Genomic DNA, 10,692 nt, shown 5'->3' with positions numbered 1-10,692 from the left:
CCGCGTCTACGGCACGGTGTATTCGGGCCTGGACCTGGGCTTTTGCCTGGCGGCCCCTGTGTTCGGCTACATGCTGGACCACGGCATGAGCCACGGCGTGTTCTACGGATCGGCCATTGCCCTGGTGCTGAGCGTGGTGTCGGCCGTGGTCGTGGGCGATGGCGTGAGCCGGAAAAGCGGCATGGCGCTGAGCGCGGGCTGATACCGGGTCGCACTCCCCACAAGGCCCCGCAGGCCCAAGCTTGCGGGGCCTTTGCTTTGGGCGCAGAGATGGACAAAACAGGCACGCCAATTGCGTGCGCACTGCGCGGCGCCTGCTATCGTGCAGGCACAACTTTTCAACACAGGAGACCTGTCCATGCGTTCCGCCTTCGCACCGCTTTCCCTCATGTTCCGCAGCGCCCCGCTGGCGCTGGCCCTCGCCATGGCCGGCCTGTCCGGCAGTGCCCTGGCTGCGCCCAAGGCCGATATCCAGGCGCTGGCGCAAAAGCACCAGCAGCCCCTGCTGGACACGCTGCGCGAGCTGGTGCACATCGAGTCGGGCAGCAAGGACATGGAGGGCGTGGAGCAGATCGCCAACTACGTGGCCGGCAAGCTGCGCGAGCAGGGCGGCAAGGTCGAGATCCTGCAGCCCACCGACGTCTACCGGCTGGGTGACACGCCCGAGAAGATCGGCCCCATGGTGCATGCCGAGTTCAAGGGCAAGGGCACCAGCCGCATCATGCTGATCGCCCACATGGACACGGTCTACCTGCGCGGCATGCTCAAGGACCAGCCGTTTCGCATCGACGGCGAGCGCGCCTACGGCCTGGGCATTGCCGACGACAAGCAGGGCGTGGCCCTGATCCTGCACACCGTGGCCATGCTGCGCCAGCTGGGCTTCGACAACTACGGCACGCTGACCGTGCTGATGAACAGCGACGAGGAAATCAGCTCGCCCGGCGCGCGCAGCACCATCACGCGCCTGGGCGCCGAGCAGGATGCGGTCTTCTCGTTCGAAGGTGGCGGCACGGACGGCGGCGTGCGCCTGGCCACCAGCGGCATCGGCGCGGCCTACCTCAAGGTCGAGGGCAAGGCCTCGCACGCGGGCGCCAAGCCCGAGGACGGCGTGAATGCGCTGTACGAGCTGTCGCACCAGCTGCTGCAGATGAAGGACCTGTCCAAGCCCGAGACCGGCCTCAAGCTCAACTGGACCGTGGCCAAGGCCGGCACCAACCGCAACGTCATTCCCGCCGAGGCCACGGCCCAGGCCGACGCCCGCGCGCTGCGCGTGGCCGACTTCACGGCGCTGGAGCAGGCCATGCAGGCCAAGGTGGGCCACAAGCTGCTGGACGCCAGCAAGGTGCAGCTCAAGTTCGAAGTGCGCCGCCCGCCGCTGGAGGCCAACGAGGCCTCGCGCAGCCTGGCCAAACAGGCGCAGACCATCTACAGCGATGAGCTGGGCCTGAAGATGAGCGTGATGGAAAAGGCCACGGGCGGCGGCACCGACGCGGCGTTTGCGGCGCTCAAGGCCAAGGGTGCCGTCATCGAGGGCTTTGGCCTGAGCGGCTACGGTGCGCACTCCAATGATGCGGAGTATGTGCAGCTGAACACCATCGTGCCGCGCCTGTACCTGGCCACGCGCATGATCATGGATCTGTCGAAGTAGCCCCCACGCTCCCCTGCTTCGCATGGTCCGCTGCCTCTGGCCGGGCGCCCCCCGAGGGGGCCGCGTTTCGCCTTGGGGCGGCCCGGCGGCGAAACCTGGCGCACTCTGCAGATGGCGGGGTCAAAAAGCAAAAAAGGGCATGCCTTGCGGCATGCCCTGAAGGCGCATCGTGGAGCGCTCTTTGTCTCTTACTGGGAGCTGATGTTCTTGTCTTTCGCGATCTTGCTCCAGCGCGTGAAGTCGGCATTCAGGCGCGCCTTCATGGCCGCGCCGTCCTGGTAGGTGGCAATGGCGCCTGCGGCCAGCATCTTCTTTTGCAGCTCGGGCTCGGCCAGGATGAGCTTGAGCTCCTGGTTCAGGCGCTGGACCACGGCGGGAGGCGTGTTCAGCGGTGCGATCAGGCCGCCCCAGGTGTCGGCGTCGAAGCCGGGGAAGCCCTGCTCGGCCACCGACTTCACGTTCGGCAGCAGCTGCTTGGCCTTTTGCGAGCTGACGGCAATGGCGCGCAGCTTGCCCGCCTGGATGTGGGGCAGGGCCGCGACCACATCGGCGAACATCACGGCGATCTGGCCGCCGATCAGGTCGGTCACGGCCGGCGCGCTGCCGCGGTAGGGCACGTGCTGCATGTCGAAGCCGCCCAGGTCCTTGAGCTGCTCCATGGACAGGTGGCCGAAGCTGCCCGTGCCCGAGCTGGTGTAGTTCAGCGCGGGCTTGGCCTTCTTGGCGTGCTCGATCAGCTGCTGCAGGTTGGTCACGTCCGGCAGCTCGCGCGGGTTGATGACGATGGCCATGGGCAGGTCATAGACCGTGGCCACGGGCAGGAAGTCCTTGCGCACGTCGTACAGGTTGTTGTTGAACAGCATGGGCGCCAGCAGCGCGGGCATGCCGAACATGGACAGCGAGTAGCCGTCGGGCTGCGACTTGATGAAGGCCGCCGTGCCCACCGAGCCCGAGGCGCCGGGGCGGTTGTCGATGACGATGGTCTGGCCCAGGCGCTCGGTCAGGCGCTGCGCGACGATGCGCGCGGCCGTGTCGGTGGGGCCGCCGGGCGGGAAGGCCACGGTCAGCTTGATCAGCTTGTCGGGCCACTGGCTTTGTGCGCGTGCGGCGGGGGCCAGCGTGGCGATGGCGGTGGCGCAGGCGGCGGAAAGGATCTGGCGGCGCGAGGCCTGGAAGGGGGTGGAAGTCATATGTCTCCTCAAGCGGGAAGGGGTGGAAATGAGAGCCGTGGAGCGGTCTGGGTGGGAACGTCTGCGCGCTCTCAGATGATGTTTTTGGCGCGCAGTGCGGCGCGGGCCTGTTCGTCCAGGCCCAGGCGCTGCTGCAGCACCTCGTCGGTGTGTTCGCCCTGGTGCGGCGGCGGGCGGCGCACGGGCAGGCGCTGGCCGTCCAGCGCATAGGGCGGGGCCAGCACGGACTGGCTGCCGGCCTCGCTGTCCTCGAAGCGGTGCAGCAGGCCGGCGTCGGCCGTGCGCTGCGAGTTCAGGGCCTCGAACAGGCCCAGCACCTCGCCGCAGGGAATCTGCGCGGCCGTCAGGCATTCGAGCAACTGGGCGCGCGTGAAGCGCAGCAGCTCGGCCTGCACCAGCGGCATCAGCAGATCGCGGTTTGCCGAGCGTGCGGTATTGGTGGCAAAGCGCTCGTCGGCGGCCCACTCGGGCTTGGCGATGACGTCGGTGCAAAAGCGCTGGAACTGGCCGTTGTTGCCCACGGTGATGACCAGCGGGCCGTCGGCCGCCTCGAACACGCCGTAGGGCACGATGGACGGATGGGCGTTGCCGAACTTGGGCGGGTCGCCGGCCTTGAGCAAGGCCTCCATGCCGTAGTAGCTGGTGATCATCAGGCCGCAGTCGTACAGGGCCATCTGCACATGGCGGCCGCGCCCGCTGCGCTCGCGCTCGTAGAGCGCCGCCAGGATGGCCTGGGCCGAGTACATGCCCGTGAACATGTCCACGGCGGCCACGCCGAACTTTAGCGGGCCCTGGCCCTGCTCGCCGTTCATGGCCATGATGCCGGACTCGCCCTGCACCACCAGGTCGTAGCCGGGCCGCGTGGCCTCGGGGCCGCTGCGCGAGTAGCCCGAGATGGAGCAGTACACCAGGCGCGGGTTCAACTGCGACAGCTGCTCGTAGCCCAGCCCCAGCTTCTCGGCGCCGCCGACCTTGAAGTTCTGGATGACCACGTCGCTGTCGGCCGCCAGCTCGCGTGCGATGCGCAGGCCCTCTTCGGCCTGCAGGTCCAGCGTGACCGAGCGCTTGTTGCGGTTGGCGCTGTTGAAGTAGGAGGTGTTGCGCTGGCCCACGCGCACGCCCCAGTCGCGCGTGTCGTCGCCGCGGCCCGGGTGCTCGACCTTGACGACATCGGCACCCAGGTCGGCCAGCGCCATGGCACACATGGGTCCGGCCAGCACGCGCGAAAGATCCAGGACGCGCACGCCGTCCAGCGGCAGGGAAGAGGGGAGAGCACTCATGCGAAACCTTGTCGAACCACGAAAACCGCAACGGGCCGGTGATGCCCGGGCAGGCCCGCATTCTTCATTCGTTTATGGACTTTGACAATCGTGCTAAAAAATGGACATTGTGTGTACTGAGGTTTGACAATGGATCTGGGCGGACTGTCCCTGCTGGTGGACATCATCGAAGCCGGCAACCTGAGCCGCGCCGCCGTGCGCCTGGGCATGAGCCGCGCCAACGTCAGCCACCGGCTCAACCAGTTCGAGCGCCAGATCGGCCAGCAGCTGCTGCGCCGCACCACGCGACAGGTCGAGCCCACCGAGCTGGGCCTGCGCCTGTACGCGCATGGACGGGCGATACGCCAGGAGGTCATGGCGGCGGCCGAGTCGGTGGACAGCCTGGGCCAGAGCCTGCAGGGCACCGTGCGGCTGAGCGTGCCCAGCGGCTACGGCCAGCTGCAGATGTCGGGCTGGCTGACGGAGTTCATGCGCATGCACCCGGGCATCACGCTGGAGGTGATCTTCGACAACGACATCGAGGACCTGATGCAGGGCGCCGTGGACTTCGCCGTGCGCGTGATGACCGAGCCGCCCGAAAGCCTGGTGGCCTGCAAGCTCGGCGATGTGCTCTACGAGGCCTGCGCCACGCCGCAGTTCCTGGCGCAGCATGGCCATCCCGACTCGCTGCTGGCGCTCAAGCGCGTGCCGCTGATCACCTCGGCGCTCACGGGCCAGAAGCTGCGCACGGCGGGCATGAACGGCGCCCGGCCCACCGAGCTGCGCATACGCCCGCGCCTGATGTCGCCCAACTTCCATTTCCTGCGCGATGCCGTGCTGCAGGGCCTGGGCGTGGCCGTGGTGCCGCGCTACATGGTGGCGGCCGAACTGGCCAGCGGCGCGCTTGAGCGCCTGCCGCTGCCGCCGGGCAGCCTGGACTTTCTGGCCACGCGCCAGTACCTGCTGTACATGCCGTCCCGCTACCAGACGCGGGCCATCACCACGCTGATCGACTTCCTGCGCGAGAAGGCCGAGGCGGAGGGACTCAGAGGCTGAAGATTTTCCCGGGATTCAGGATGTTCTTCGGGTCCAGCGCCTGCTTGATGGAGCGCATCATCTGCACCGCGCCGTCGCCGGCTTCCTCGCGCAGGAAATTCATCTTGTGGATGCCCACGCCATGCTCGCCCGTGCAGGTGCCGCCCAGCGCAATGGAGCGCGACACCAGCTGGTGGTTGAGCTGCTCGGCGCGCGAGCGCTCGTCCTCGTTGTCCGGGTCGATCAGGTAGCCGAAGTGGAAGTTGCCGTCGCCCACGTGGCCGACGAGGAAGTAGGGAATGCCGCTGTCATCGGCCTCGCGCACCGAGTCCAGCAGCGCATCGGCCAGGCGGCTGATGGGCACGCAGGCGTCGGTGGTGATGCAGCGGCAGCCGGGGCGGCTGGAGACAGCCGCGAAATAGGCGTTGTGGCGGGCCGTGAACAATCGCGTGCGGTCCTCGGGACGCTCGGCCCATTCGAAGGCGTTGCCGCCGAACTCGCCCGCAATGTCCTGCACCATCTCGGCCTGCTCCTTCACGCCCGTGGGCGAGCCGTGGAACTCCATCAGCAGCATGGGCTCCTCGCGCAGCGTGAGCTTGCTGTAGGCATTGACCATGCGCACCGAGTTCACGTCCACCAGCTCCACGCGGGCAATAGGCACGCCCATCTGGATGGTCTGGATCACCGTGCGCACGGCGGCCTCGATGCTGGGGAAGGAGCAGATGGCCGCGCTCACGGCCTCGGGCAGCGGGTACAGGCGCACCGTGATCTCGGTGGCCACGCCCAGCGTGCCCTCGCTGCCCACGATCAGGCGCGTGAGGTCGTAGCCCGCGCTGCTCTTCTTGGCGCGCGTGCCCGTGCGGATGATGTCGCCGCTGGCGGTCACCACTTCCAGCGCCAGCACGTTCTCGCGCATGGTGCCGTAGCGCACGGCATTGGTGCCGCTGGCGCGCGTGGCGGTCATGCCGCCGATGGAGGCATCTGCGCCGGGATCGATGGGGAAGAAGAAGCCCGTGTCCTTGATGGCATCATTGAGCTGCTTGCGCGTGATGCCGGGCTGCACGGTGACCGTCAGGTCCTCGGTGTTGACCGAGAGAATGCGGTTCATGCGGCTCAGGTCCAGGCTGATGCCGCCTTCGACGGCCAGCAGATGGCCTTCGAGCGATGAACCGGCGCCGTAGGGGATGACCGGCACGGCATGCTGGTCGGCCAGCTTCAGCGCGTCCTGCACGTCCTGCGTGCTTTCGGCAAAGACCACGGCCGCAGGCGGGGGCGCCTGGATGGCGCCCTCGTCGCGGCCGTGCTGTTCGCGCACCGCCAAAGCCGTGGAGCACTGGACGCCGAAACGCTGGGCCAGGGCTTGGAGGAAGGCTTCGGGGATGGAGCGCTGAGCGAAGTCAGGCTGCAGGCGGACGGGGGCGACAGGGGCGTTCATCGGTGTTCTCCAGGGGGAACTGGAAAGAATACCACCGGCCCTGCCGCCCAACCGTGTGGGTCAGCCGCCAGGCATCCGGGTGTCAGCGCGGCTGGACAGCCTTGCTGAATTCATCGCGCGACAGCGATCCGTTCTTGTCGGCATCGATCTGGGCGAAATTGCTGCTCACGGCGGGCAGGGCCTCGGCCTCCTTCTTGCTCAGCTTGCCGTCCCGGTTGGTGTCGGCGCGGTCGAATGCGGCTTGCACCTCGTTGGCGCCGGCCGACGAAGGGGCCGGCGCTGCTTGTACGCCGGTGGCAGGACCGCTACCGGCTCCAAAGGAGGCCTGCGAAGGAGGCGCAGCGGGAGTAGATGTCTGCGCCATGGCAGCAACGCTGCCCAGCGAAATGGCCGCGAACAACATCACGCTGCGGATTTCAAAACCAGAGACTTTGCGCAGTTGAGAGGTCATGTGTCGAACTCCTTGTCGAACGTGGAACATGACTGCATTCCACCTGTTGCAGCGCAGCAGGGCCAGCACTTTTGCCGGCTGTTGCCTGCTACAACATTTGCGTGCCGCCTGTAACGCACAATTGGGTGTTGGGCCGTTACGGGTCCGGCTTTCCACCCCCGCACCGCCAAGGAGAACGCCCATGGGCAACCGTTTGACACAGATCGCCACGCGCACCGGAGACGACGGCAGCACGGGCCTGGGCGACAACACGCGCGTCTCCAAGAACAGCGGCCGCCCGCACGCCATGGGCGATGTGGACGAGCTCAATTCCCACATCGGCCTGCTGCTGTGCGAGGCCCTGCCCGAGGACGTGCGCGAGCTGCTGGTCGATGTGCAGCACCAGCTGTTCAACCTCGGCGGCGAGCTGTCCATTCCCGGCTATGAACTGCTCAAGGACGACGCCCTGCTGCAGCTCGATGAAGCGCTGGCCCACTACAACGCGCAGCTGCCCCGGCTGCAGGAATTCATCCTGCCGGCCGGCAGCCGCGCAGCGGCCCAGGCCCATGTCTGCCGCACCGTGGCGCGCCGCGCCGAGCGCATGGTGGTGGCGCTGGAGCAGGGCGAGGCCATGCGGCCCGCGCCGCGCCAATACCTGAACCGCCTGTCCGACCTGCTGTTCGTGCTGGCACGCGTGCTCAACCGCATGGATGGCGGCGACGACGTGTACTGGAAAAGCGAGCGGCTGGCGCGCGCGCAGTCCGCTCAAGAGTGACCGTGCTGAGGACGGCCCATGCGCCTGCGCCACATCGAGGTCTTCAATGCCGTCATGCAGACCGGCAGCGTCAGCGCTGCCGCACGGCTGATCAACATCACCCAGCCGGCCGTCAGCCGCACCCTGCAGCACGCGGAGCTGCAGCTGGGCTTTGCGCTGTTCCAGCGCGCACGCGGGCGGCTCACGCCCACCAATGAGGCGCTGGCGCTGTTCCCCCACATCGAGAAGCTGTTCGAGCAGCTCGACGAGGTCCAGCGCCTGGCCGACAACCTGCGCCATGGCCGGGCAGCGGACCGGCTCACCGTGCTCACCGTCTTCGCGCTCAGCCGCGAGGTGCTGCCGCGCGCCGTGGCCGGCTTTCGGCGCCGCCACCCGCAGGTGCAGGTCCATGTGCAGGCGCTGCACACGCCCCAGGTGGTCTCGGCCCTGCTGCTGCAGGAGGCCGACGTGGGCTTCGTCATCAGCTCCGTGGGCCAGCCCGCGCTGGAGCATGAGCTGCTGGCCGAGGTGGACATGTTCTGCGTGCTGCCCAAGGGCCTGCTGCCGCCCTCGCGCGTGCGCGAAGAGGGGATGGAGCTCAAGGACCTGGCCGAGCTGCCCGTGGTCGCTCTCGATGCGCGCGACCCGCTGGGCATGCGCCTGGGCCAGGCCTGCCGCGAGCACGGCGTGGGCCTGTCGCCCGTGGTCACCGTGCAGACCTACCACGCGGCCCTGTCCATGGCCGAGTACGGCCTGGGCGCCGCCATCATGGACGGCTGCACCGCCCTGGCCGCCGACCGCCGCAAGGTCCATGTCGTGCCCCTGCTGCCGCGCATCACGGTGGGTGTGAATGCCCTGAGCCTGCCCCAGCGGCCGGGGTCGGTGCTGGCGCGGGCAATGACCGAGGAAATGCGCAAGGCCTTGCGCGAGTTGCTGGCTGGTTGAAGCCGTTCATACAAGCATGCCTGCTGGACTGCGGCTGGTGCGCCGTGGTCATTGGCACGATCGATTGCCAAATTCAACTGAATTCTCATGATCGATTGATTTGTTAATGAGAATTATTCACAATCATTGCCCGGGATCTGACAACTGCATCGTCATGAAGGAGGGTCATGAGAAATTCAGGAGCTTTGCGTCCGCGCTGGCAGGTCGTTGCCTGGGCATGTGCTGCTCTTGCCTTTGCCGGTGGGCTGGCGCTCATCTTTTTTGCCGAACCAGCGCCTGAGGTCAGGCATGCACAGGTGAGCGCAACCAAGCCACCTGCGCAAGCTTCCGAGCCTGCTGCGCCAGCACCTGAAACTCCCGCTCCACCGGCGATCGCTTCCGTACCGGCGCCCGTGCCGGTGGCGCCCCCCGCGGCACCTAGAGCCAAGGCGTTTCCTGCCGTTGTCGTGGATGCATCGGCGGAGATTCTGTACAACCGGCTTGCCCGCAGCGAGGTCACGCTGGACCAGGCCGGCGAAGTCGCCAAACTCCACAAGGCATTGGAGCGTTGCTGGATGGTGTCCCTCTACGGGCGCATGGCGCAGTGGGCTTCCCCGGCTTCCGATCCTGCAGGACATGCGATGGCCCAGACTCTGCTGCGTGAGGAAGGGGCCAAGGCGCGGCCCGGCTGCGGTGAGCTTCCCGAGGACGCATATGCCAGGGCAGATGGATGGACCGCCCTGCTAGCGGCCCAGGGCGATCCCCAGAGCATGATGAATTACGGGGGGGCCTACTGGACCCGGGATCTGGAGCATGTGATGAAGGACCCAGAGCGCCTCGACGAATTCCGGCGCACCACCCTGGCCTACCTCAATGCCCTGATCGACCGAGGCTATGTCGATGCGCTGATCATGATGGCCTCCATCCGATACAACCCCACATGGGGAGAGCCGCGGCCGGCCGAGGTATGGGCCTACTTATATGCGAATGCCAAAGCCAGCGGCGATGTGTCCTTGCAAGCCAATTTGCTTCAGAGCATAGACCAGCGGGTGCCGCCGGAAGGGCGCCAGCGTGCGACTGATATGGCTCAGGAGCTAGTGAGGAGATGCTGTGGTGGCTAGTCAGACAACATCAATCTCACCACGCCTCTCCGAAACGTGGCGCTCACTGGTGATCATCGCGCTTGCCGCACTGCTCATTGCCGCGAGTTGGCGTGGCGTATCCGACACCCAAGAAGATCCGCGCGGTTGGAACGATGCCGATATTGCTAAATTTATCTTGGGGACGGTCAACTCATCGTTGTCGATTGGACAATGGAAGCGTGGAGATACGGTGACCATCTGTCAGGCAGGATCCAGCAGATGCATTTTGGTGGTCTACGCCAAGATAATGTCTCACGACGCTTGGCTTAAAGCACGCGACACCGACTCACGGAATGCGCCGCCCGATGTTTCGCTCTGGGAGCGCTTTCTCAAGTGGTTTTTGGGTCGAGGCGGCGTGCCTTCAACGGTTTCGCTGGACACGCTTATCGCTGAGTGGGGCGAAGTGCCACCCGGGACGGTCACGGTCGAACCACTGCGGCCTGATGACACGCTGACAAAGTGCACTGGCTGCCATGGTTCGGATTGGCAGCAAATAGCCCAGCGGCCGTCATGGGAGCCGTTGAGAAGTGTGGAGGCCAGCGGTTGGCTTGCCTTGATTGGCGCCGCAGCCATGTCGGTGGATGCCCGACATGGCTGGTCCAAGGACGACTGGCAACTCGTACGGAGATTGAGTGGCGACATGACATAGGTGGCTGCGGGACCGGGTTCTACAGATCGTCCGCCTCCATCTGCCCCACCAGCCTCTGTGCCGACCCGAACGCCAGCGTCAGCCCCAGCGCGCCATGCCCCGTCTGCAGCCACAGGTTGCGCGGACCGCCGCGCTGGCGGCCGGTGAGGGGCAGGCCGGTGGGTGTGGCGGGGCGCATGCCGGTCCAGGGGTGGAGGTCGCCGTCCAGCGGCAGGGCGGCGAAGAC

The 10,692-nt window shown here is 66.8% G+C and carries 11 protein-coding genes and 1 pseudogene; 7 read left to right on the top strand and 5 right to left on the bottom strand.

What is annotated here, in order from left to right; all coding sequences use genetic code 11:
- Together L995_RS13895 and L995_RS13890 are read left to right on the top strand one after the other, a co-directional pair.
- Positions 1-202 (top strand): annotated as a pseudogene (locus L995_RS13895) (MFS transporter); the annotation flags it as partial.
- Positions 203-358: 156 nt separating this feature from the next.
- Positions 359-1,648 (top strand): M20/M25/M40 family metallo-hydrolase, encoded by a 1,290-nt coding sequence (locus L995_RS13890; RefSeq protein WP_016452280.1) that lies wholly within the window; start codon positions 359-361, stop codon positions 1,646-1,648.
- Positions 1,649-1,836: 188 nt separating this feature from the next.
- Here the strand turns inward: L995_RS13890 and L995_RS13885 are convergent, their stop codons facing one another.
- Entirely contained in the window at positions 1,837-2,838 is a 1,002-nt protein-coding gene (locus L995_RS13885; RefSeq protein WP_013799975.1) for a Bug family tripartite tricarboxylate transporter substrate binding protein, read from the bottom strand.
- A gap of 71 nt (positions 2,839-2,909) precedes the next feature.
- Positions 2,910-4,118, bottom strand: coding sequence for a CaiB/BaiF CoA transferase family protein (locus L995_RS13880; protein WP_013799976.1), 1,209 nt, complete (start codon positions 4,116-4,118; stop codon positions 2,910-2,912).
- Positions 4,119-4,247: 129 nt separating this feature from the next.
- Here L995_RS13880 and L995_RS13875 point away from each other — a divergent pair, with 129 nt between their 5' ends.
- Positions 4,248-5,153: a LysR family transcriptional regulator gene (locus L995_RS13875; protein WP_016452279.1), complete on the top strand. Its 906-nt coding sequence runs from the start codon at positions 4,248-4,250 to the stop codon at positions 5,151-5,153.
- Here L995_RS13875 and L995_RS13870 read toward each other — a convergent pair.
- Positions 5,143-6,567 carry an FAD-binding oxidoreductase gene (locus tag L995_RS13870; RefSeq protein WP_047472322.1) on the bottom strand — a complete coding sequence of 475 codons (1,425 nt, stop codon included), beginning with the start codon at positions 6,565-6,567 and terminating at the stop codon, positions 5,143-5,145. The two genes, L995_RS13875 and L995_RS13870, sit on opposite strands and share 11 nt — an antisense overlap.
- An 82-nt stretch (positions 6,568-6,649) precedes the next feature.
- Positions 6,650-7,018: an EF-hand domain-containing protein gene (locus tag L995_RS13865; RefSeq protein WP_016447305.1), complete on the bottom strand. Its 369-nt coding sequence runs from the start codon at positions 7,016-7,018 to the stop codon at positions 6,650-6,652.
- Between the two features lie 181 nt (positions 7,019-7,199).
- On the opposite strand from L995_RS13865, the gene L995_RS13860 reads away from it, so the two are divergent.
- From L995_RS13860 to L995_RS33135, 4 genes are all read left to right on the top strand, one after another.
- On the top strand, positions 7,200-7,772 hold the full coding sequence (locus tag L995_RS13860; RefSeq protein WP_047472321.1) for a cob(I)yrinic acid a,c-diamide adenosyltransferase: 573 nt from the start codon (positions 7,200-7,202) through the stop codon (positions 7,770-7,772).
- A gap of 18 nt (positions 7,773-7,790) precedes the next feature.
- Positions 7,791-8,696 (top strand): LysR substrate-binding domain-containing protein, encoded by a 906-nt coding sequence (locus L995_RS13855; protein ID WP_016452275.1) that lies wholly within the window; start codon positions 7,791-7,793, stop codon positions 8,694-8,696.
- A gap of 446 nt (positions 8,697-9,142) precedes the next feature.
- A complete protein-coding gene (locus L995_RS13850; RefSeq protein ID WP_047472320.1) occupies positions 9,143-9,796 on the top strand; it encodes a hypothetical protein in 654 nt (217 codons plus the stop codon).
- Positions 9,797-9,845: 49 nt separating this feature from the next.
- A complete protein-coding gene (locus L995_RS33135; RefSeq protein WP_156136075.1) occupies positions 9,846-10,466 on the top strand; it encodes a hypothetical protein in 621 nt (206 codons plus the stop codon).
- Positions 10,467-10,485: 19 nt separating this feature from the next.
- Here L995_RS33135 and L995_RS13845 read toward each other — a convergent pair.
- A partial coding sequence (locus tag L995_RS13845; RefSeq protein ID WP_047472319.1) for an FAD-dependent oxidoreductase occupies positions 10,486-10,692 on the bottom strand: 207 nt, incomplete at its 5' end.

The organism is Delftia sp. ZNC0008 (assembly GCF_000799035.1).
GTDB lineage: Bacteria > Pseudomonadota > Gammaproteobacteria > Burkholderiales > Burkholderiaceae_C > Comamonas > Comamonas tsuruhatensis.
Note: the sequence above shows the minus strand (reverse complement) of the source record. Positions and strands in the feature narration are given on the sequence as shown.

Excerpts from the sequence above, each read along its gene's own strand:
- L995_RS13860 (WP_047472321.1), top strand. The coding sequence starts at position 7,200 with ATGGGCAACCGTTTGACACAGATCGCCACGCGCACCGGAGACGACGGC.
- L995_RS13880 (WP_013799976.1), bottom strand. The coding sequence starts at position 4,118 with ATGAGTGCTCTCCCCTCTTCCCTGCCGCTGGACGGCGTGCGCGTCCTG.
- L995_RS13855 (WP_016452275.1), top strand. The coding sequence starts at position 7,791 with ATGCGCCTGCGCCACATCGAGGTCTTCAATGCCGTCATGCAGACCGGC.
- L995_RS13865 (WP_016447305.1), bottom strand. The coding sequence starts at position 7,018 with ATGACCTCTCAACTGCGCAAAGTCTCTGGTTTTGAAATCCGCAGCGTG.
- L995_RS13875 (WP_016452279.1), top strand. The coding sequence starts at position 4,248 with ATGGATCTGGGCGGACTGTCCCTGCTGGTGGACATCATCGAAGCCGGC.
- L995_RS13890 (WP_016452280.1), top strand. The coding sequence starts at position 359 with ATGCGTTCCGCCTTCGCACCGCTTTCCCTCATGTTCCGCAGCGCCCCG.
- L995_RS13870 (WP_047472322.1), bottom strand. The coding sequence starts at position 6,567 with ATGAACGCCCCTGTCGCCCCCGTCCGCCTGCAGCCTGACTTCGCTCAG.
- L995_RS13885 (WP_013799975.1), bottom strand. The coding sequence starts at position 2,838 with ATGACTTCCACCCCCTTCCAGGCCTCGCGCCGCCAGATCCTTTCCGCC.